Annotated in this window: 18 protein-coding genes; 5 read left to right on the forward strand and 13 right to left on the reverse strand. The window is 64.0% G+C overall.

Translation table 11 applies throughout. The features are described from left to right. Positions 1-10 precede the first annotated feature (10 nt). The gene (locus CH281_RS24595) at positions 11-1,045 is read left to right on the forward strand and encodes an NAD(P)-dependent alcohol dehydrogenase (RefSeq protein ID WP_027495334.1); all 1,035 of its coding nucleotides are present in this window, start codon (positions 11-13) and stop codon (positions 1,043-1,045) included. After that, positions 1,042-2,517 carry a mannitol dehydrogenase family protein gene (locus tag CH281_RS24600; protein WP_032367123.1) on the forward strand — a complete coding sequence of 492 codons (1,476 nt, stop codon included), beginning with the start codon at positions 1,042-1,044 and terminating at the stop codon, positions 2,515-2,517. The genes CH281_RS24595 and CH281_RS24600 overlap by 4 nt, the downstream gene beginning before the upstream one ends. Here CH281_RS24600 and CH281_RS24605 read toward each other — a convergent pair. From CH281_RS24605 to CH281_RS24625, 5 genes are all read right to left on the reverse strand, one after another. Continuing rightward, positions 2,501-3,166, reverse strand: coding sequence for a potassium channel family protein (locus CH281_RS24605; protein ID WP_027495332.1), 666 nt, complete (start codon positions 3,164-3,166; stop codon positions 2,501-2,503). The genes CH281_RS24600 and CH281_RS24605 overlap by 17 nt on opposite strands. Further along, a complete protein-coding gene (locus CH281_RS24610; protein ID WP_032367124.1) occupies positions 3,159-4,472 on the reverse strand; it encodes a TrkH family potassium uptake protein in 1,314 nt (437 codons plus the stop codon). The genes CH281_RS24605 and CH281_RS24610 overlap by 8 nt, the downstream gene beginning before the upstream one ends. Positions 4,473-4,642: 170 nt before the next feature. Continuing rightward, a complete protein-coding gene (locus CH281_RS24615; protein ID WP_094695740.1) occupies positions 4,643-5,842 on the reverse strand; it encodes an L-talarate/galactarate dehydratase in 1,200 nt (399 codons plus the stop codon). Positions 5,843-5,914: 72 nt separating this feature from the next. Then, the gene (locus CH281_RS24620; protein ID WP_094695741.1) at positions 5,915-6,868 is read right to left on the reverse strand and encodes a 2-hydroxyacid dehydrogenase; all 954 of its coding nucleotides are present in this window, start codon (positions 6,866-6,868) and stop codon (positions 5,915-5,917) included. A 29-nt stretch (positions 6,869-6,897) separates the two neighbouring features. Then, positions 6,898-8,244 (reverse strand): enolase C-terminal domain-like protein, encoded by a 1,347-nt coding sequence (locus tag CH281_RS24625; protein WP_094695742.1) that lies wholly within the window; start codon positions 8,242-8,244, stop codon positions 6,898-6,900. Positions 8,245-8,532: 288 nt separating this feature from the next. Here CH281_RS24625 and CH281_RS24630 point away from each other — a divergent pair, with 288 nt between their 5' ends. From CH281_RS24630 to CH281_RS24640, 3 genes are read left to right on the forward strand one after another with little or no spacing between them, the layout of a single operon-like run. Beyond that, entirely contained in the window at positions 8,533-10,131 is a 1,599-nt protein-coding gene (locus tag CH281_RS24630; protein WP_094695743.1) for an aldehyde dehydrogenase (NADP(+)), read from the forward strand. A gap of 31 nt (positions 10,132-10,162) precedes the next feature. Then, positions 10,163-11,089: a 5-dehydro-4-deoxyglucarate dehydratase gene (locus CH281_RS24635; protein ID WP_094695744.1), complete on the forward strand. Its 927-nt coding sequence runs from the start codon at positions 10,163-10,165 to the stop codon at positions 11,087-11,089. Beyond that, a complete protein-coding gene (locus CH281_RS24640; RefSeq protein WP_371831922.1) occupies positions 11,089-12,357 on the forward strand; it encodes a glucarate dehydratase family protein in 1,269 nt (422 codons plus the stop codon). Before CH281_RS24635 ends, CH281_RS24640 begins: the two co-directional genes overlap by 1 nt. Positions 12,358-12,364: 7 nt before the next feature. Here the strand turns inward: CH281_RS24640 and CH281_RS24645 are convergent, their stop codons facing one another. The 8 genes from CH281_RS24645 to CH281_RS24680 form a co-directional block, all read right to left on the reverse strand. Continuing rightward, entirely contained in the window at positions 12,365-13,012 is a 648-nt protein-coding gene (locus CH281_RS24645) for a TetR/AcrR family transcriptional regulator (RefSeq protein ID WP_094695746.1), read from the reverse strand. Next, entirely contained in the window at positions 13,009-13,854 is an 846-nt protein-coding gene (locus tag CH281_RS24650) for an SDR family NAD(P)-dependent oxidoreductase (RefSeq protein ID WP_094695747.1), read from the reverse strand. Before CH281_RS24650 ends, CH281_RS24645 begins: the two co-directional genes overlap by 4 nt. Next, positions 13,851-15,389, reverse strand: coding sequence for a flavin-containing monooxygenase (locus CH281_RS24655; RefSeq protein WP_256984026.1), 1,539 nt, complete (start codon positions 15,387-15,389; stop codon positions 13,851-13,853). The genes CH281_RS24650 and CH281_RS24655 overlap by 4 nt, the downstream gene beginning before the upstream one ends. 126 nt (positions 15,390-15,515) lie before the next feature. Further along, a complete protein-coding gene (locus tag CH281_RS24660) occupies positions 15,516-16,370 on the reverse strand; it encodes an N-acyl homoserine lactonase family protein (RefSeq protein WP_162247558.1) in 855 nt (284 codons plus the stop codon). A 14-nt stretch (positions 16,371-16,384) separates the two neighbouring features. Beyond that, positions 16,385-17,380 carry an ABC transporter permease gene (locus CH281_RS24665; RefSeq protein WP_052057384.1) on the reverse strand — a complete coding sequence of 332 codons (996 nt, stop codon included), beginning with the start codon at positions 17,378-17,380 and terminating at the stop codon, positions 16,385-16,387. Then, complete coding sequence (locus CH281_RS24670; protein WP_057474430.1) at positions 17,377-18,450, reverse strand: ABC transporter permease; 1,074 nt, start codon at positions 18,448-18,450, stop codon at positions 17,377-17,379. The genes CH281_RS24665 and CH281_RS24670 overlap by 4 nt, the downstream gene beginning before the upstream one ends. Continuing rightward, positions 18,447-19,940, reverse strand: coding sequence for a sugar ABC transporter ATP-binding protein (locus tag CH281_RS24675; protein ID WP_057474431.1), 1,494 nt, complete (start codon positions 19,938-19,940; stop codon positions 18,447-18,449). The genes CH281_RS24670 and CH281_RS24675 overlap by 4 nt, the downstream gene beginning before the upstream one ends. Further along, positions 19,940-21,067, reverse strand: coding sequence for an ABC transporter substrate-binding protein (locus tag CH281_RS24680; protein ID WP_162247559.1), 1,128 nt, complete (start codon positions 21,065-21,067; stop codon positions 19,940-19,942). The genes CH281_RS24675 and CH281_RS24680 overlap by 1 nt, the downstream gene beginning before the upstream one ends. Positions 21,068-21,325 lie beyond the last annotated feature (258 nt).

Below are 21,325 nucleotides of genomic sequence, written 5' to 3' on the forward strand. Positions count from 1 at the left end.
GCCACAGTCCATGCAGGCCAGCGTGCTCACCGGCGTGCACGAGATACGAATGGAAGACCGGCCGGTGCCGACCCCAGCCCACGACGAGGTACTGGTCCAGGTCACCGCCGTCGGCGTGTGCGGGTCCGATGCGCATTACTACCGGGAGGGACGCATCGGCGAGTACGTGGTCGACGGCCCGCTGGTCCTCGGTCACGAGGCGGCCGGTGTGATCGTCGCGGTCGGCTCCGATGTGTCCGACGCCCGCGTCGGGCAGCGGGTGTCCATCGAACCGCAGCGTCCCGATCCCACCAGCGCCCAGTCGCGCGCCGGCCGCTACAACCTGTGCCCGGCCATGGAATTCTTCGCCACGCCGCCGATCGACGGCGCGCTGGCAGAGTACGTACTGATCCAGTCGGTGTTCGCGCACGACGTCCCCGACTCGATCTCCGACGAAGCCGCAGCACTGTTCGAGCCGCTGTCGGTCGGTATCGCGTCGGCGCAGAAGGCCGGAATCACCGCCGGATCCAGCGTGCTCATCGCGGGCGCAGGCCCGGTCGGCATCGTCACCGCCCAGGTGGCCCGTGCTTTCGGTGCCACCGAGGTGATCGTCAGTGACATCGACGCACCGAGACGTGACAATGCCGCGAAACTCGGTGCGACGCGGGTGCTCGATCCAGCAGTGGACGACGTACGTGCGCTGGAAGTGGACGCGTTCATCGACGCGTCGGGTGCCGCTCGGGCCGTCGTCGACGGCATTCATGCTGTTCGGCCGGCGGGTACCGTCGTACTGGTGGGCATGGGCGGCTCGGATTACCCGCTCCCCATCTCACTGATTCAGAACCGAGAACTGGTTCTCACCGGCGTCTTTCGGTACGCCAACACGTGGCCGATCGCGCGCGAGCTCGTCCTGGCCGGTCGCGTCGACCTCGATGCTATGGTCACCGCGCGTTTCGGCCTCGATCGCGTCGAGGATGCCTTGAATGCAGACAAGCAACCCGGCAGCATCAAAGCCGTTGTCATTCCCGGTCTTTCCCAGAGCCCATCGAAGGAGACGAACGTATGAAGTTGAACTCGCGCAATCTCGACGACTTCATCGAGGACGTGGCCGTTCCCACCTACGACCGTTCCGACGTCACCGTAGGCATCGTGCATTTCGGTGTCGGCGGCTTCCATCGAGCACATCAGGCGATGTACATCGACCGGTTGTTACAACAGGGGCAAGGGTCCGAGTGGGGCATCTGTGGAGTGGGCGTACTTCCCGGAGACCGCCGGATGAAGGACGTGATGGAGGCGCAGAACTGCCTGTACACGTTGGCGCTCAAGCATTCCGACGGCACGTGGGACACCCGCGTCGTCGGATCCATCGTCGAATATCTCTTCGCGCCCGACGACGCAGAGGCCGTCGTCGAGAAGATGGCCGCGGAGACCACGAGGATCGTCTCCCTCACGATCACCGAGGGGGGCTACAACTTCTCCGCGACGACGGGTGAGTTCGACGTCGAGAACCCCGCCATCGTCGCCGATCTCGAGGACGGGGCCGTTCCGGCAACCACATTCGGGCTCGTCGTGGAGGCATTGTCACGGCGCAAGGAACGCGGACTGAAGCCGTTCACGATCATGTCGTGCGACAACATCGAAGGCAACGGCCACATCGCACAATCGACGTTCACCACCTTCGCCCGCCTGAAGGATCCGGCTCTCGCAGACTGGATCGCCGCAGAAGGGGCGTTCCCCAACTCCATGGTCGACCGCATCACTCCGGTCACGACACCGGAAGTGATCGAGGAACTCTCTGCCCGCTACGCCATCGACGATCAGTGGCCCGTAGCCGGTGAGCCGTTCACACAGTGGGTGCTCGAGGACAACTTCACGCTGGGGCGCCCGCCTCTCGAGGACGTCGGAGTTCAGGTTGTCGACGACGTCACGCCGTACGAGCTGATGAAGCTGCGCCTGCTCAACGCCAGCCATCAGGCGCTCGCGTATTTCGGCTACCTCAGCGGTTTTCGACTGGTGCACGAAGTCTGTCAGGACCCGCAGTTCGCCGCGTTCCTACTCGGGTACATGGACGAGGAAGCAACGCCCACATTGCAACCCGTTCCCGGCATCGACCTCGCCGAATACAAGCACACGCTCATCGAACGGTTCTCCAACCCGGAAATCCGCGACACCGTCGCCCGCCTGTGCGCTGAGTCCTCGGATCGAATTCCCAAGTGGCTGTTGCCCGTAATCCGCAAGAATCTCGAGAGCGGCGGTGAGATCACTCGCTCCACCGCAGTCGTTGCCAGTTGGGCACGCTACGCCGAGGCAGTCGACGAGGCCGGTGAGCCCATCGACATCGTCGATCAACTGAAGGATTCACTCGTTCCGATCGCGCAGAGTCAGCGAGAGAATCCGACGGCCTTCATCGCCAATCGAGCAGTGTTCGGCGATCTGATCGACAACGAACGTTTCGTCGCCGAGTACACGACACAGTTGGCGTCACTTCAGAAGAACGGTGCGCGCGCGACCCTGGAGGCGCTCATGTCGACTCGCTGAATTTTTCGGTGTCTCGAACCTGGCCGGAGACGATGACGGTATCGCCTGCGCCGATCACCGTGTCTGCCGTGGCGTAGGTGAACCCTTCACCCGGACGCTTGACTGCAACGACGGTTACTCCGTGCTTGGTGCGAATTCCACTCTCGCCCAGAGTTTTTCCTAGCAGCGAGGCCGGGGGCGACGTCTTCGCCATGGCAAAGCCGTCGTCGAACTCGATGTAGTCCATCATCCGACCACGTACCAGGTGAGCTACTCGCTTACCCATGTCGTGCTCGGGCCTGACAACGTGGTGGACGCCGATCTGGCTGAGAATCTTGGCGTGCGCGTTGCTCAGAGCCTTGGCCCAGATGGTCGACATCGACAGATTCACCAGAGCCGATGCGGTGAGCAGGCTCGCTTCGAGATTGGAACCGATGCCCACGACGGCGCGGTCGTACTCGTGTACCGAAAGTTGTCGCAACGACTCCTCGTCGGTGGTATCGGCCACCACAGCATGCGTCAAACGGTCTGCCACGCGTTGCACTACGGCCTCGTCGCTGTCGACGCCGAGCACCTCGACTCCCTGGCTCATCAGTTCCAGCGCCAGCGACTTACCGAAGCGGCCGAGACCGAGAACGACGACGACGTCGGAGGACGGTTTCCTAGCCAATGAACGGCCTTTCCGTGGGAAGCATATAGCGCCGACCGCGGTCGCGGGCGGCGAGAGCACTGACCAGAGTGATGGAACCGATGCGGCCCAGATACATCAGGACGATCAGAATCATCTGGCCCCAGCCGGGCAACTGTGCGGTGATTCCGGTGGACAGGCCCACCGTCGCGAATGCCGAGACGACCTCGAAGAGAAGCACGTCGAGGTCGAAGTTCGTACCGGCCAACAGCGCCACCACCGGCAGCATGATGAGGGCCACCCCGATCAACGCGACGGTCAATGCCTGACGTTGCACCCGAGGATCTATTCGACGGTCGAACACCGTCACCTCGCGGTCACCGCGGATTTCGGCCACGATGACGAACAGCAGCAAGGCAAATGTGGTGACCTTGATGCCGCCTGCCGTACCGCCGCTGCCACCACCGATGAACATCAGGACATCGGTGATCAAGAGGGTCGCGTTGTCCACATCCGCGTAATCGACACTGTTGAAGCCTGCGGTGCGGGGCATGACGCCCTGGAACGTCGCGACGAGCATCTTGTCCCAGAACCCGAATCCGCCCAGGGTTCTCGACCACTCGAAAAGCAACACCACCGTCGGGCCGAGAACCAACAGAACAGCGGTGACGGACAACGTCATCCGGGTGTGCAAGGTCCAGCGCTTGCGAGAACGAACGCCGCGGGCACGCGATCGGGCACGACGGGCGATCTCGAACAGAACCGGAAACCCGATGCCGCCCAACACGACCGCGATCAACAACGGCACACAGATCCACGGGTCGGTGGCGAACCCGATCATGTTGTCGCTGAAGAGCGCGAATCCTGCGTTGTTGAACGCCGACACGGAATGGAAGATCCCCAGCCAGATCGCGCGGCCGAGGGGCTCGTCGTATCCGAAGAAGAAGCGCGCCGACAGACAGAGCGCGACGACGCCCTCGATGATCAGACTGGTACGAAACACACCCACGACGACGCTTCGAACGTCGCCCAGCCCGGATGTGCGTACCTCGGCTGCCGCATTCAACCTGCCCCGAAGACCGATCCGATCCGCCAGGAGCAACCCGACCAAGGACGCGATCGTCATGATCCCGAACCCGCCGATCTGAATCAGGCCGAGAATGACGCCCTGGCCGAGACCCGACCAGTACACCGGGGTGTCCACCACGATCAGACCCGTCAGGCTCACCGCCGAGGTCGACGTGAACAGCGCCTGCAGAATGCCGGTGTCGTTTCCAGGCACGGTGGCCGCCGGAACCATCAGGATGCCCGCACCGAGGAGTATGGCCACCGCGAAACCCGTTGCCATCACTCTGACCGGCGTCGGCCTGAAGAGCGCGAACCGTCGTGATGCCTGGTGAGCGTCTGTCACCCGGCAGACAGTACCGGTGGGACGAGCCGCTTCGCGGCACGTGCGCGGAACTTCGTAGCAGGGGTCGAGTTTCCGCGCACGTCAGCGCTCCACGTCAGCGCTCCACGTCAGCGCACCACTGCCTTCGCCACCGTCCAGGCCCGGCCCTGCTCGCTCAATGTGAATCCCAGCCCCGGGCGAGCGGACAGGTGCATCCGGCCGTCCCGCGTCTCGAGGTGCTCGTCGAACAATGGGTCCAACCAGTCGAAGTGCTCCACCCAGGTCTGCAGTGGGTACACCGCTGCGAGGTGCAGATGAATCTCCATCGCAAAGTGCGGGGCGAGCTGCACGTTGTGATGTTCGGCCAGCCCGGCCAATTTCAGGAACTGGGTGATGCCGCCGATGCGGGGTGCATCGGGCTGCAGGATGTCGACCGCGCCGGCCTCGAGGAGACGGACATGCTCGCCGACGCTGGCCAGCATCTCCCCCGTCGCGATGGAGGTGTCGAAATTCCTGGCCAGCATTGCATGCCCCTCGGCGTCGTAGGCATCGAGTGGTTCTTCGATCCAGACGAGGTCGAACTGCTCGAGGATGCGGCACATGCGGTTCGCCGTCGGACGATCCCACTGTTGATTCGCGTCGACCATCAGCGGGACGTCGTCACCGAGAAACTCGCGTACCGCGGTGACGTGGGAGATGTCGGTGCGCCAATCAGGTTGGCCCACCTTCAGTTTGATACCGCCGATTCCGTTCGCGAGCGACCCGGCCGCGTTGTCCATGACCTCCTCGATCGGAGTATGCAGAAATCCACCGGAGGTGTTGTACGTCTGCACCGAATCGCGGGACGCGCCGATCAGCTTCGCCAGCGGTAACCCGGCGCGCTTGGCTTTGAGATCCCACAGGGCAATATCGATCGCAGCGATGGCCTGTGTCGCAACGCCACTGCGGCCGACCGACGCTCCGGCCCACACCAACTTGGTCCAGACCTTGCCGATATCGTTCGGGTCCTCACCGATGAGCACCGGCGCGATCTCCTGGGCGTGCGCGAACTGGGCAGGCCCACCCGCCCGCTTCGAATAGCTGAAACCGATTCCCTCATGGCCCTGTTCGGTACGGATCTCGACGAACAGAAACACCACCTCGGTCATCGCCTTCTGTCGACCGGTGAGAACCTTGGCGTCGCTGATCGGATTGCGCAGCGGCAGCACGATCGAGGACAGCGTCACCTCGGAGATGCTGTCGACGGACGCGTCACCGGATGCGAGGGCCCGAATCGCCGCATCGGGCGCGGTGAGTCCGCTCGAGGGCTTGTCGATGTACGTTGTCATCTCACATCTCCTGTGTTTGCGAAGGGTGTTGCCTCACAGCCTAATTCGGGTTCCTTACGCGTCCAACACAATTCAGCGGGCCATCGATACGGCAAGTGCATTGATGTTCGACGCGATGTCGGCGACCCGGCCGACGAACGTGTGATGCGTGACGCCCGACGAGTGCGGCGTCATCAGCACGTTCTCCAGCTCGCGGAACGGCAGGGAACTGGGCTCACCACGCCCGTCCGGCCCCGGGTAGCTGTACCAGACATCGATGGCGGCGGCGGCAATCTCGTTGCGAGACAGAGCGTCGAACAGTGGTTGTTCCTGAATCAGCGGGCCTCGACCGACGTTGACGACTATCCCTCCGCTTCCCAGCCTGCGCAGTTCCTCGGCACCGATCATGCCGCGGGTGTGCTCGTTCAGCGGTGCGGAAACCACGAGTACATCGGCGAACTCGGCAAGCTTTCCCAAATCCTGTGCATCCGAAACCCATTCGAGCCCCTCGTCCGAAGCCCGACCGCTCCCGGTGACGGCAGCACCGGTTGCCCCGTATGCCCGAAAAAGCTGCCAGGTCTGCCGGCCGATATGTCCGAACCCGACGAACCCGATCCGCGCACCGCTCAGCGACAACGGCTGCGGGATGGTCGGGTCGTACACGGACGTGGCAAACAATCCCGAGCGGAGGGCGCGGTCTTGCTCCAGGAACTTTCGTCGCAACATCACCGTTGCCGCGACGACGTATTCGGCAATCGACTGCTCGTGGTGAAAGGTGTTGCACACCTGCACATCGGGCCGCATTCCGGATCGATCCACGTTGTCGGTACCGGCGCCGGCAACGTGAACCATCCGCAGCCTCGGGGCAGCCGCGCCCATGGCCGCACTGAACTTGCCGCCGACATAGACGTCGGCGTCGTGGAGATGGGCGATCACGTCCTGCTCGTCGAAGGGAACGCTCCACACCACCTCGGCGTTCGCCGGTAGACCCGCCTCGAACTGCTCGCGATGCGGCACGACGTTGCGGTCACCGACGACGATCTTCATCGACGCACCAGAACTTTTCGAACCAGAACTCATCGAACGAGGGCCGGGCGCTTGCTGTCGAATGTCCAGCCCTCGATCAGGTACTGCATGCCGATGGCGTCGTCTCGGGCCCCCAGTCCTTCCTTCTGGTACAGCTCGTGCGCCGCATCGATCTGCTCGAAGTCGAGTTCGACACCCAGACCCGGCTTGTCGGGCACCGTGAGGTAGCCATCCTCGATCGTGAACGGCTCCTTGGTCACTCGCTGTCCGTCCTGCCAGATCCAGTGGGTGTCGATGGCGGTGATGTTCCCGGGAGCTGCAGCAGCGACGTGCGTGAACATCGCCAGGGAGACGTCGAAGTGGTTGTTGGAGTGCGATCCCCACGTCAAGCCCCACGCGTCGCAGAGCTGCGCGACGCGCACGGACCCGGCCATCGTCCAGAAGTGTGGATCGGCCAGCGGGATGTCCACGGCACCGGACCGGACGGTGTGGCCCATCTCGCGCCAGTCCGTCGCGATCATGTTGGTCGCGGTCTGTAACCCGGTGGCCCGCTTGAACTCCGTCATCACCTCGCGGCCCGAGAAACCACCCTCGGGGCCGACGGGATCCTCGGCGTACGCCAGCACGTCACGCAGCCCTCGGCAGGTCTCGATCGCATCCTTCAGCAACCAGCCGCCGTTGGGATCCAACGTGATTCGCGCCTCGGGAAAGCGCTCGGCCAGAGCACGAACAGCGGCGGCCTCCTCGGCTGCCGGCAGTGCACCACCCTTGAGCTTGAAATCTTGGAAGCCGTATCGTGCCTGCGCAGCCTCGGCGAGGCGCACGATCGACTCCGGATCCATCGCCTCCTCGTGCCTGATCCGCAGCCAGTCGTCGGCTCCGGCCGCCTCGTCGGCGCTGCTCCGGTATGCGAGATCGGTCTTGTTGCGATCGGCGACGAAGAACAGGTAGCCCAGCGCCTGCACCTTCTCGCGCTGCTGTCCTTCGCCCAGCAACGCCGCGACGCTGACGCCGAGATGCTGACCGAGCAGATCCAACAATGCCGATTCCACTGCCGTTACCGCATGAATGGCGATCCGCAGATCGAACGTCTGCGCGCCGCGGCCACCGGCATCACGATCTGCGAACGCGCGACGCATTGCGGCCAGCACCGCGTTGTACCGGCCGATGTTCTCCCCCTCGACCAGTACGCGCGCGTCCTCGAGCGTCTGTCGAATCGGCTCCCCGCCCGGCACTTCGCCGACGCCGGTGCGCCCGTCCGAGTCGGTGAGCACCACCAGATTGCGGGTGAAATACGGCGCGTGCGCGCCGCTGAGGTTCAGCAACATGTCGTCGTGACCGGCAATGGGAATGACACGCATTTCGGTGACGACGGGGGTGCTGGTGTGGACGACCATGCCCGACCTTTCTCGCATACCTCTGGTGATTCGGCTCACAGACGACAGTAGGGCCAGCTATCGATTCCCGTCCAACACCATCTGCGCATCGACTGATGCAGTCGAGGTATCGAGGACCGGCATCCACGCTCGAATAGACGGTCAGCGAGGCGATACCGAGACTGCATCAAACACAACATTTTTAGACTTGGACATGTATCGATCCGGCTCCTACCGTGGTGAGCTATGAGCCAGGTCACGGCCTCGGCGTCACTGCACGTACCGCACCACAGCCTTAGGAGTCACCCCATGACAGCGTCGACGACACAGTCCACGGACCTCACCGGTCGGATGATCATCGCCGGCGTTCCGGTTTTCGGTGCCGGGACGCAGATTCACGGAATCGATCCCGGTACCGGAGAGAATCTCGAACCCGCCTACGGCCACGGCGACGACTCGGATGTCGAGCGGGCCTGTGCCGCAGCGGCCGACGCCTTCGCCGACTACCGCGCTACCTCGTCGGACACTCGCGCACGGTTTCTCGAGACCATCGCCGACAACATCGCGGCCCTGGGCGACACGCTCATCGAGCGGACGGTCGCAGAGTCGGGTCTGCCGCTGGCACGCATCACCGGCGAGGTCGGCCGCACCACCGGTCAACTCCGCCTGTTCGCTTCGGTTCTGCGCGAGGGCAGTTGGAACGGAGCCCGCATCGACCCGGCCCAGCCCGAGCGCAGCCCGCTGCCGCGTGCAGACATCCGTCAGCGCCAAATCCCCCTCGGGCCGGTTGCCGTGTTCGGTGCCAGCAACTTCCCACTCGCCTTCTCCGTCGCCGGCGGCGACACCGCGTCCGCCCTCGCTGCCGGCTGCCCGGTGATCGTCAAGGCACACGACGCCCATCCAGGAACGTCCGAGCTGGTCGCCCGCGCCATCACCGACGCGGTTGTTTCCACCGGAATGCCCTCCGGCACATTCTCGTTGCTCTTCGGCTCCGGTCGCGGACTCGGCACCGCTCTGGTGACCGACCCTCGCATCAAGGCCGTCGGATTCACCGGATCGCGTTCGGGTGGTACAGCTCTCGTCGCCGCTGCGGCGGGTCGTCGTGAGCCCATCCCGGTGTACGCCGAAATGAGCTCCATCAATCCGGTGTTCGTCATGGACGGTGCACTCGCCACCCGTGGAGCCGAATTGGGCCGCGCGTTCGTCGCATCGCTGACGATGGGCTCGGGTCAGTTCTGCACCAACCCCGGTCTGGTAATCGCCGTCGACGGCCCGGGCTTGCAGTCGTTCATCGACGCCGCTGCCGCCGCAGTGCAAGAATCAGCTCCCTCCACGATGCTGACGCCGAACATCGCCTCCAGCTACGCCGAGGGTGTGCGAACACTGTCCGACGCGGTGACGGTGGTAGCGCGGGGATCCGACACCGACGCCCCGAATGCCTGCCGCGCAGCGCTGTTCGACACCGATGCGGACACGTTCCTCACCTCGGAGGCAGCGCAGGCCGAGGTGTTCGGCGCGTCGAGCCTCGTTGTGCGCTGTGCAGATGCCCAGCAGGTTCGGCAGGTGGCGGCACAGCTCGAAGGTCAGCTCACCGCCACCATTCATGCCGACGAATCCGATCATTCCGAGGCTGGAAAGCTGCTCTCGGTGCTCGAACTCAAGGCCGGCCGGATCCTGTTCGACGGATGGCCCACCGGAGTCGAGGTCGGCCATGCCATGGTGCACGGCGGGCCGTTCCCCGCGACCTCGGACTCCCGCACCACGTCGGTCGGATCGCTCGCGATCGAACGTTTCCTGCGCCCGGTCGCGTACCAGGACGTACCGAAATCGTTGTTGCCCAACGCCATCGCGGACGGAAATCCGGACGGCATCTTCCGCCGCATCGACGGCCAGCTCACCCAAGACTGACGCACCCCACCTAGTTCTCGAGGAGACCCCCATGCTCGACGGAGTTCTGTTCTTCCCCGTCACCCCGTTCACCGCATCCGGTGAGGTCGATTACGACCTCCTGGCCGCTCACATCACGAAGGGTGTCGATGCGGGACCCGGTGGAGTGTTCATCGCCTGCGGCACGGGCGAATTCCACGCCCTCGAAATCGAGGAGTTCGGCAAGATCGTCCGCACCGCAGTCGACAGCGTCGCAGGCCGCGTTCCGGTCTACGCCGGTGCAGGCGGATCCGTCGCGCAGGCAAAGGCATTCGCACACGCGGCGAAGGCCAACGGAGCCGACGGCATCCTGTTGTTGCCGCCGTACCTGGTGACGATGCCGCAAGCCGGTCTCGTGAATTACACCAAGGCCGTTGCCTCCGCATCGGATCTGCCGCTGATCGTCTACAACCGCGGCAACGCTCGCTTCACCGAGGAGTCCGCCGTCGAGGTTGCGCAGCTTCCCACCGTCGTCGGATTCAAAGATGGCACCGGCGATCTCGATCAGGTCGGCCGCATCGTCCGCGCGGTACTGGACGCACTGGAGCCGTCGGGCAAGCCCTTCCAGTTCTTCAACGGACTACCCACCGCCGAGGTCTCCCAGCAGGCGTACCGAGCGATCGGTGTCACGCTGTACTCCTCCGCGACATTCGCGTTCGCCCCCGAACTGGCACTGGCGTTCTACCGCTCTCTCGACAGCGGAAACGACAAGCTCACTGCCGCACTGCTCCGCGAGTTCTTCCACCCGCTCGTGCGCTTGCGAGACAAGGTTCCCGGCTACGCCGTCTCTCTCATCAAGGCCGGCGTGACGATGGAGGGCATCGAAGCAGGGCCGGTTCGCCCACCCCTGGTGGACATCAGCGCACCGCACCTCGAGGAACTCACCGCAATCGTTGCCGCCGGCCGGGCCGTGTTGGCAGACGAGCTCGCGGTGCACTGATGCAAGAACCGGTACTGATCACCGGCGCTCGAATCACACCGATCGCCTTCGTCGATCCTCCGTTGCTCAACACCGTCGGCGTGCATCAGCCGTATGCGCTCCGCGCGATCATTCAGCTGGACACCGACGCCGGTGTCGTCGGACTCGGTGAAACGTACGCCGACACTGCTCATCTGGCTCGACTGGAAGCGGCCTCCACCGCCATCTCCGGTCTGGACGTGTTCGCGCTCAACGAGATCCGAGATGCCATCGATGCCGTCCTGGGAACCCTGTCGATCACAGGCGGCGACGGCGTCGCAGGCATGATCACCACAGCCAGCACCACCGATCGGGTGTTCTCCCCCTTCGAGATCGCGTGCCTGGACGTGCAGGGCAAGGTCCTGGGTCGACCGGTGTCCGACCTGCTCGGCGGCAAGGTTCGGGACTCCGTTCCGTTCAGTGCGTATCTGTTCTACAAGTGGGCAGCTCATCCCGGCCAGGAGCCCGACGAATGGGGCGAGGCGATCGATCCGGACGGATTGGTTCGTCAGGCCCGAAAGATGATCGACGAGTACGGCTTCGGGGCAATCAAGGTCAAGGGCGGCGTCTTTGCGCCCGACGAGGAGATCGCCGGAATCAAGACGCTCCGGCAGGCGTTCCCGGAGCTACCGTTGCGGTTGGATCCCAACGCCGCCTGGACTGTCGACACATCCATCCGGGTAGCCGCCGAACTCGACGGCATCGTCGAATATCTCGAAGATCCCACACCCGGGCTCGACGGGATGGCCGAGGTTGCGCGCGAAGCCAAGATGCCGCTGGCGACGAACATGTGTGTCGTTGCCTTCGATCACCTGAAGCCTGCCGTGGTGAAGGATTCGGTGCAGGTGGTGTTGTCCGACCACCATTACTGGGGCGGACTCCAGCGATCGAGGTTGCTCGCCGGAATCTGCGAGACGTTCGAGATGGGACTGTCGATGCACTCGAACAGCCACCTCGGAATCAGTCTGGCCGCCATGGTTCATCTCGCAGCGGCGACACCGAACTTGACCTATGCCTGCGACACGCATTGGCCCTGGAAGAACGAGGATGTCGTCGTGCCGGGCGTGTTGAACTTCGTCGACGGCGCAGTGGCCGTTCCCACCGGACCCGGTCTGGGCATCGAGATCGACGAGGACGCGCTCGCGGCGCTGCATCAGCAGTACCTCGACTGCGGAATTCGTGACCGCGACGACACCGGATACATGCAGAGCATCGATCCGAGCTTCGAGAACACCTGCCCGCGTTGGTGATCGGACTCTACATCTGCAGCGGCGCGACGATATTTGCAAGCATGGTGGCGATCGTGGCGACGACGATGCGGCGATCCGCGGCGTAGCCGCTCTGGTACCAGGTCATGGCGGTGTGGCTGATGGCGCCGATGGCAGCGGTGGCGAGCAGGTCGACATCCAGATCGGGGCCCGACGGCACATCACCGGCCAACGTGCGGAGGTAGCCGAGCAGCAGGGTGCCGAATTGCTGCATCACCGTCAGATACGTCTGCTCCACGCGAGGGCTGACGCCGAGCACCTCCATCCACACCACCCGGGCGAGGTGCGGGTCCTCGACGACTCGGAAGAACGGTTCGAGCAAGTGTTCGGCCACCGCTTTCAGGTCGCCGTCCGGATCCACCTCGGCCATGGCCTCGGACACGGAGTCGGTCAGGTGTGCAATGCATTCGGCGTAGACGGCGAGCAGAAGATCCTCGGTCTTGTCGAAATACTGATAGAAGTGGCGATCGGCGATCTTGGCCTCACGGCACAGTCCACGGACGGTCGCGGCGCGGTACCCGACGCTGCCGAACACCCGCAGTCCCGCATCCAGCAGCTGCCGCCGCCTGCGGTCGTCGCGGTCGGCCGCGCTCTCACCGCCGTAGGCCCGTCCGGCCGCTTCGGACACCGTGCTCATGGCCGTCGGGCATCCAGTTCGGCAGTCAGACGGATCAATTCGGCATCCCGCTCCATCGCGGCGTCCATGATCGGGTTGACGATGCCGCGCAATATCGAGATCGGGATCCAGCGACCGGGCACGGCGATGCGCGCGGCTCGGCGTCCGATACCTCGTACGGCCACGCGGGCAAGCTTGTCCGGTGTGATCGGGCGGAGCAGTGGCGAGGGAAAGGCGCGGGCAGTCATCGCCGTCGCGACGGTGTCGCCGCCGAACGCAACGTCGGCGATCGGCGTCGCCACCCACCCCGGATACAGCACTCCCGCTGTCGCTTTCGTGCCCGCGAGTTCCGCACGCAGAGCGCGGCCGAGTTGTTCCACCGCCGCCTTCGAGGCCGCGTACGGTGCGTTCGCCAGACCGTTGAGGTAGGCGTACGTCGAGGAGGTGAGCAGCACGTAGCCCCCGGACTCGACGATGTGCGGCAGCGCCGCTCGCACCGTGTTCCACACACCGACGAGATTGACCCCGATGACTCTCTCGAACACACCGTCGTCGACGGAACGGATCGTCGATGCCTCTGCACCGCTGGAGATTCCGGCGTTGGCCATGACGATGTCGAGCGAGCCGAAGGTGTCGATCGCGGTGGCAACCGCCGCGTCGAGTTGCTCTCGCACGGTGACGTCGGCATGGGCGATCGCTACGCGCTGGTTGCCCAGCTTCGCAGCAACCGACTCGAGATCGGTCGACTCCATGTCGACCAGGACGATCGAGGCACCGCGCCGATGCAGTGCTGCCGCCACAGCAGAGCCGATACCGCCTGCCGCACCGGTGATCAGCGCTACCTGGCCCGAATGATTCTTCATGCCGATACCTCGTCCTTCGTCGTCACGTCGGTGGACGACCGATGGATGTGATGGGCTTCCGGCCGAAAACGCTTGGCCCACCGTCGGAACGTGAAGCTGAAGCCGGGGAACATTGCGACAACATGCCCGGATTTCGACTGGTACCAGCTGTGGCAGCCGCCGTCCTTCCAGACGGTGCCGTCCATCTCGCGGTGAATCGTGTCGGTGTACTCCTGCTCGGCGGCGGCAGTGACCTCGATGGCGGTTGCACCCGCGTGCTGAACTGCGTCGACGGCTTGCACGATGTACTCCATCTGCGCCTCGATGAGGAAGATGGCGGAGGTGTGCCCGATTCCGGTGTTCGGTCCGGTGACCACGAACAGGTTGGGGAAACCGGGAATCGTGGTGCCGAGGTACGCCCGCGGGTAGGGATCCCAGACCTCGGACAGCGCCCGGCCGTCCCGCCCGATCACCGGATACGAGATGACCCCGTCGGTGGCGTCGTATCCGGTCGACCACACCAGCAGGTCGACGTCGACGTGTTCCCCCGAGGTGGTCACGATCCCGGTTTCGGTGATCTCGGCGATGCCGTCGTTCTTGTCGTGCAGGGTCACGTTCGCTTCTCCCAGTGCGGGATACAGCGTGTTGGACAGCAGCACCCGCTTGCACCCGATGGTGTAGTCGGGGGTGACTTTCGCCCGAAGCTGGGAGTCCGGAACCTGAGACTCGATGTGCTTCAGGGCAGTCCGCTGGGCCACGGCTTTCAGCATCCGCCGCGAGTACTTGAATCCGATGATGCGGGTCTCGAGGCTCCAGTAGATGCCGGCTCGCACCAGCCGACGAATGGGCTCGAATCGCAGCAACTTTCGTTGCAGCGGCGTGAATTCGCGATCGTGACGCGGCATCACCCAGTGTGGCGTGCGCTGGAAGACGTGCAACGCTTCGACGTCGGGCTGGATCGCGGGGATCACCTGTGCGGCGCTGGCACCGCTACCGACGATGGCTACCCGTTTTCCGGCGTGATCGTAGGAAGTGTCCCAGTCGTTGGTGTGGAACTGCTTGCCGCGGAACTTCTCTCGACCCGAGAACGGTGGGATCACCGGGGTGCTGAGCGGGCCGGATGCATTGACGACGAACTTCGCTGCGTAGTCACCGCGAGACGTGGTGATCAGCCAGTGATCGCCGACCCACTGGATCTTCCGAACGTCGGTGTCGGCATGTGTGCGTTGCGGCAGCCCGTTGGACTCGAGCACGTGCTGGGTGTAGCGCTCCAGTTCCTCCCGCTCGGCGAACATGCGCGACCACTCGAACGGCTCGGAGGCAATGGAGTACAGGGGACTCTGCACGTCGACTGCCGCGCCCGGGTAGCGATTCTGCTTCCAGGTCCCACCGAGAAAGGGCCTTCGCTCGAGAATGACGAGGTCGTCGATACCGCGGTCGAGCAGGGCTTTGGCGGCGCATTGACCTCCGAAGCCGCTACCGATGATCACCACGGTGTGAATACGCATGTCGACGAACCCCTCCAGCACAAGACGCAATCCGATGTTGCGTGTCATCACATTAAAGTGATGACACGTGATTCCGCAATGGTCCTTCGTGTCGAGGTGCCCCCACCGGTGAACGCGCGCCGACAAGCCGGCGAGCCGATTGCGAACTACCGGCCGGGCAGGACGTTGCCCGTATCAGGCCGGCCCGATGGTAGCTGCGACCACTCGTTCGTCGCTTCGATCCACCGGCCCTCCGCGCGTGGACGCATCGAAGTCGACGACGCGCGGAAACGCCGAGCTCTGTCCGTGTCCGAGTCCCGGATCATGGCCGGTCAGCACGACGTCGGAATTGGCGACGATGCGGTGGATCGAATCCATTGCGGCGACGACGTCCGTGACGATCCCGGGTGGCGTATTGAGTCTGATGTTCTCCGGTGAATTCATTGCGTCGCCGCAGAGGGCGGCAACACCCTCGGCAGTGTTGACCAAGATGGTCTGGATGCCCGGGCAATGGCCTGGCGTCTGCATGGACCTGATGCCGGGAGCGATGTCGAAGTACTTGCCCTCGATCAACGTGTAGTGAAACGGCGTGAGGTCTCCGGCAAGCCATCGGCCGGTGTAGATGCTGTCCTGGAGTTCGAAAGGCTCGGCTGCGCTGTCCCATTCGATGCGTGAAACGAAGAATTTTGCGTGCGCGAAGAGCGGGTTGTTGTCGCTGTGGTCGTAATGCAGGTGGGTATTGACGACGATGCCGATGTCCTCCGGCGTGAGGCCGACCGTTCCCAACGATCCGACGATCGTCTCGTCGGCCGCCTGACGACAAGGTGCGACGTTGTCGGCGACCCATCCGGGATCGGCGATCCCGGTGTCGACCAGAATATTCGGGATCGTCTCGCCCTGAATCAGGTACGCCCACACGGGTACCCAGATGGACTCGCCGAAGCCGTGCATGTACGTCTGCGAGCTTCGGTCCACCTCCAGCCACCCTTGACGCAGAGCAGTGACTCGATAGATCGGAATCGATCCGTTGGACGATGCGGAATGGTTCACCGTGATACTCCCAGTCATGCGCGCAGGCGCGGGGTTCGTGAATTGGCGAGCAACAGCACGAGCAGAATCAATCCGGTCACGATCTGTCGTACCGCGTTGCCCACTCCCACAGTCAACAGGAAAGTGGTCAGCACCTGTAGCGCGATAGCTCCTGCCGCTGTGCGAATCACGTTGCCGTCACCACCCGACAGCGCTGCACCGCCGATGACGGCGGCCGAAATCGTCAGAATTTGGTAATCGGCACCGAGTGAGAGATTCGCCGTCCCTGCGTAGCCGAGCAGGAGAATGCCTGCGACGCCGGCAAGTACACCAGCCCCGACGAAGGCAGTGATCACGACGCGTTGGACGGGTATTCCGCTGAGCCGGGCCGCCTCGCGGTTGCTACCGACGAGGAGCAGCTGACGCCCGAACCGGCTGCGGTGGAGAAAGACCGCCAACAGTCCTACCAGGACCACGGCGATCAGCGTGATCGGTCTGATGCCACCGATGCTGGCGGACGAGAGGTTCAACAGCACGGCGGGCACCGATCCGGCGGGCGTACCTCCTTGGGCGATGGCGAAGGTGAGGCCGGAGGCGATGACGAGGGTGCCGAGAGTGACGACCAGCGCGGGCAGTCGGAACACGGTGACGATCGTTCCGTTCACGAGGCCGAACAGGGCGCCGACCACGACGACGACCACCAGTGCAACCGGCATCATGGACGGCCCACCTGCCATGGCCATGTATGCGAGCACGGCCGTCAACGACATCACCGCACCGATGGACAGGTCGATTCCGAAGTCACCGGCGATGATGACCAGAGTCTGCCCCGCGGCCGCGATCGCCAGAATGGCGGCGACCGCCAAGATGTCGTTGAGGTTCTGCCACGTCGCGTAGCCCGGTGACAGCACGCCACCCAAGACGAACAGGATCACTGCAGTGGCGACCGCGGGAATCCAGGTGGCCCGCCGGATGCGTGCCCGCAGTCCTGGCCCCGTAACGATCCGCTCGGTCGATGGTGTGACGGTCATGATCGTGCCTTTCTGGCCCGGGCAGCGCGGGTGGTCGCCGCGAGTGCAACGACGATGATCACTCCCGACGCGAGTTGCTGGAAGTAGGTGGGGACATTCAGCGCATCGATGAGAACACCGACCAGGCCCAGAGCTGCGGCTCCCAACAGCGGCCCGACGGGGTCGAGAAGGCCTCCTCGAAGTGCCGCACCGCCGAGCACGGCTCCCGCAACAGCGTTGAGGGTGAACGTGACTCCGATGGTGGGGTCTGCGGACGCAACGGACAGCGTGAACAGCACGCCGGCAACACCTGCGAGCACCCCAGCTGCGGTGAAAGCCAGAACCGTCGTGCGTGACACGTCGATCAAGGCCGAATATGCACGGCTACGGTCGCTTCCGACAGCACGCATCTGCACGCCCAGCGGAGACTTGGCCACCACTACCGCCAACGTGACGACGAGGACGACGGCCAACAGCGGCAAGGACAGCAATGCGGGAGCGCCGTAGGCACCGACCGCCGCCGAACTGACGCTTCCGCCGGGTTTGGGGAAGAACCACAGACCGATACCCGTGACAACGAATCCGCTTGCGAGCGTGGCGAGTAGCGGCTGAAGGCGGGCGTAGGCCACGAGGAGCCCGTTGATCAAACCGAACAGCCCGGTCACCGCGACCGCGATCGTTGCTGCCAGTGCGAACGGTAGACCCTGGGAACACAATCCTGGTTCCGAGCATGCGGCAGCAGCACCGCTGGGACCTGCCGTGAAGAGCGAGAAGCCTACCGAGCCGAGCAACACCGTGAGGATGTTCGCCATGCCCATCAGTGGACCGATGGACAGGTCGATGCTCCCGACCGACATCACGAAACCTACCCCGATCGCCAGGCAGATCGATGGCGCAAAGATCGCCAGAAACCCCGAAAGTGATGGTGCACTGACGAATTGCGGTCGTAGCGCCGTACAGACGAGCAACATGGCCACGAACAGAACGAGGACGGGAAGACCCGGCCACCGGCGCACCTGCTGCAGACGGGTGGACGACCCGTCCGAGGTGTCGTCCGCCGGTCGCGACCGGGGTGAATCGAGCGTGGTCATCGTGCCGCCTTTCTGGCGCTGTGGGTCAGTCCGCTGCGAACCGATGCATCGGATATCTTCTGCTCCGTGACGTCCGCTCCGTACAGTTCGACGACTCGTTCGCCGCGGTAGACGACGATCACGCGATCGCACACCTCGGCAAGTTCGTGGTCGTCACTCGACGTCATCAGCACCGCCGACCCGGAATCGGCTATCTCCCGGACCAAACGGTGGATCTCGCGGCGGGCCCCGATATCGATTCCGCGGGTGGGATCGTCGGCGACGAGGACCGAGGGGGTCGAACCCAACCAGCGCCCGAGGATCACCTTCTGCTGCTGTCCACCGGACAGGCCCCCCATCGCGGCTCTGCGGTGTGTCGAGGGGAGTTGCAGGCGTCCGAGCATCGCACCGACATCGAACTGCATTCTGCGCGACAGCGAGACCGACCGCGCATTCTCGTCCACGGTCCGCACGCCGAACGACATCTCCCGGTCGCGCTCGCCCGAGACGAATCCGACTCCGCTGGAGACGAAATCGCGCACCTGTCCCAGTTGCAGTACTCGCCCGTCGACGGTGACCGTGCCCTCTGCCGGTGTGGTGCCTGCGAGCGCTCGCAGCAATTCTCCTTGCCCCTGACCGCTCAGTCCTGCAATACCTGTCACCGTCTTTGCTTTCAGGGTCAGCGAAATCGGCCCGGCTGCACCGGTAACGAGTACCTGCTCGGCCACCAGTACCGGATCCCCGGCCTTCTCCGTGGCTCGAACGACGCGGCGGCGGTCGTCCGCGACCTGCTCTTCACCGGTCATGGACGTGACGAGATCCTCGATGCTCAGATCGGAGAGTGAGCCGTCGAGCACGACACGGCCGTTTCTCAGGACCGTCGCGCTGGTGCAGAAACGCTCGATCTCCTCGAGTCGATGCGAGACGAACAGCACTGCGCTGCCACCTGCGGCGATATCTGCAATGACCTCGCCCACGAGATCGACTCGCTCGGCGCGCAACGAGGCGGTGAGCTCGTCGAGGACCACATACTTCGGCCGGGCTGCGAGAACTCGCGCCAGTTCGACCAACGATCGTTGTTCGAGATCGAGATCGCGAACGTAGGACCCGAGAACAGCTGCCGACAGGCCGACGCGATCGAGCGCCGAGCTCATGGCGTCTCGCTCGCGTGACGGGGCGGACAGTAGTTTCAGTCGCGTGGGAATGCGGCGGACGCACAGGTTCTCGGCGACGGTGAGATCACCGGCGAGCGACACTTCCTGATAGGTAGCCGCGATGCCGAGCCGAGCGGCTGTGCTGGGCCCCGATATATCGACCTTCTCGCCGTCGATCTCGATCGTGCCGGTGTCCGCAGCGGTGACACCGGTGATCACCTTGGTGAGCGTGCTCTTACCGGATCCGTTGCCGCCCAGGAGCGCTCGCACCTCACCCGGTTGCAGCGTGAGATCTGCGCCCTGGAGTGCCCGGACATGACCGTAGTCCTTGGTGATGTTCTGTACATGCAGTGCCATCAGAAGAACTCCTCGATGCGGTCGACGGGCATGGATGCTTCGAGCGTGTAGTTGTCCGGCTTGCCGTCCACCCGAGCCAGTGCATCATCGAGGCTGATGACTTCGGTTCCCTCCGGCGTCCACGGGCCGGGTTGCCCATCACGCGTGATGGCCAACGACGGTGCGAGCAACACGGCATTGCGCAGATCCTCGCGCTCGGGGTTCGGCGCGAGCATGTTCGATCGAATTGTTCTGCCCTGCAACAGACGAACCGCGAACTCGATCGAATCGGCACCGTTGGTGGGCGAGTACGGCACACCGATGGACACCAGATCGGGCAACGAAGCCCATGAGCGCAAGAACCCGGCGGTGTAATCGCCGGTCATCACTCTCGGTAGATCACGACCGGATGACTGGAAGGCTCGAATGACGCCCTCCGCCATCACGTCCTGCATCAACACCCCATCTATCTGCGATTGGGTTGCGAGGACGTTCGCCATCGCGGTGCGTGCCTTCGCTGGATCCCAGAATCCAGGAACCGATGCGATCACCTCGATACCCGGCGCGCCGGCAAGCACCTCTCGAGCTGCCTTCACGCGTTGAACGTCTGCGGTGGAACCCGGCACCCCGGTGACCATGACGATTTTTCCTCGGCCGCCCAACTGCTCGACGAGCCACTGAGTCTGCATCCGCCACCATGTGCTGTTGTCACCGATGACGTTGACTGCGTCCGGCGTCGGAGCAGGGTCGTTGGACACCACGACCAGCATGCCTGCGGCCTGCAAGCGCGGAATGACGGCCTGGACCGAACCGGCCGACACCGGATCGATCAGCACGGCGTCCAGATCGGAGCTCAGGAAATTGTTCAGTTGACTGATCTGCTGCGTGATGTCGGCTGCGCTGTTGACGACGCGCAGTTCCGACAGAATCCCGGACTGTCGGAGCTGCGCACCCTTGTCCTCGATGTTGGCGACGAACTGACCGCGCCACGAGTTTCCGATGACTCCGTTCGCGTAGCCGATGCGAAATCCGCTGGAGCCGCCCGTAGTACCCGCAGCCGAGGAGCAGCTCGCCAGCACGCCCATCAGGGCAGCACCCGCGGTGCCGCGCAGAAGAGCGCGTCGAGAGAGAACCGGACCGATGTCCATCTTCGTCCTTCCAGTGATCGCCGACGATTTCCCGGCCATGGTGCCGGTGCTTGGGTCGACCGAGGGAACTGTAGGAACCTGCACGAAAATTAAGCAACGTTAAGTTGTGAGATCGACCACTCGACACATTTCGATGCAGAGGAGATCACGTATCTCGGGCACAACGTCTGTTCGGACCGAATTCGTCAGCCACTCGAGCTGGTACGACACGGCTGACTCGCACACTTACCGGCAGATCCGAGCTCCATCGCGCTTAAC

It is taken from the genome of Rhodococcus sp. 06-221-2 (assembly GCF_002258365.1).
Taxonomy (GTDB): domain Bacteria; phylum Actinomycetota; class Actinomycetes; order Mycobacteriales; family Mycobacteriaceae; genus Rhodococcoides; species Rhodococcoides fascians.

Coding starts and splice junctions, on each gene's coding strand:
- CH281_RS24615 (WP_094695740.1), bottom strand. CDS start 5,842: ATGACAACGTACATCGACAAGCCCTCGAGCGGACTCACCGCGCCCGAT.
- CH281_RS24610 (WP_032367124.1), bottom strand. CDS start 4,472: ATGGCAACGGGTTTCGCGGTGGCCATACTCCTCGGTGCGGGCATCCTG.
- CH281_RS24595 (WP_027495334.1), top strand. CDS start 11: ATGCAGGCCAGCGTGCTCACCGGCGTGCACGAGATACGAATGGAAGAC.
- CH281_RS24655 (WP_256984026.1), bottom strand. CDS start 15,389: ATGACACGCAACATCGGATTGCGTCTTGTGCTGGAGGGGTTCGTCGAC.
- CH281_RS24620 (WP_094695741.1), bottom strand. CDS start 6,868: ATGAAGATCGTCGTCGGTGACCGCAACGTCGTGCCGCATCGCGAGCAG.
- CH281_RS24600 (WP_032367123.1), top strand. CDS start 1,042: ATGAAGTTGAACTCGCGCAATCTCGACGACTTCATCGAGGACGTGGCC.
- CH281_RS24630 (WP_094695743.1), top strand. CDS start 8,533: ATGACAGCGTCGACGACACAGTCCACGGACCTCACCGGTCGGATGATC.
- CH281_RS24665 (WP_052057384.1), bottom strand. CDS start 17,380: ATGACCGTCACACCATCGACCGAGCGGATCGTTACGGGGCCAGGACTG.
- CH281_RS24640 (WP_371831922.1), top strand. CDS start 11,089: ATGCAAGAACCGGTACTGATCACCGGCGCTCGAATCACACCGATCGCC.
- CH281_RS24635 (WP_094695744.1), top strand. CDS start 10,163: ATGCTCGACGGAGTTCTGTTCTTCCCCGTCACCCCGTTCACCGCATCC.
- CH281_RS24680 (WP_162247559.1), bottom strand. CDS start 21,067: ATGGACATCGGTCCGGTTCTCTCTCGACGCGCTCTTCTGCGCGGCACC.
- CH281_RS24675 (WP_057474431.1), bottom strand. CDS start 19,940: ATGGCACTGCATGTACAGAACATCACCAAGGACTACGGTCATGTCCGG.
- CH281_RS24645 (WP_094695746.1), bottom strand. CDS start 13,012: ATGAGCACGGTGTCCGAAGCGGCCGGACGGGCCTACGGCGGTGAGAGC.
- CH281_RS24670 (WP_057474430.1), bottom strand. CDS start 18,450: ATGACCACGCTCGATTCACCCCGGTCGCGACCGGCGGACGACACCTCG.
- CH281_RS24650 (WP_094695747.1), bottom strand. CDS start 13,854: ATGAAGAATCATTCGGGCCAGGTAGCGCTGATCACCGGTGCGGCAGGC.
- CH281_RS24625 (WP_094695742.1), bottom strand. CDS start 8,244: ATGGTCGTCCACACCAGCACCCCCGTCGTCACCGAAATGCGTGTCATT.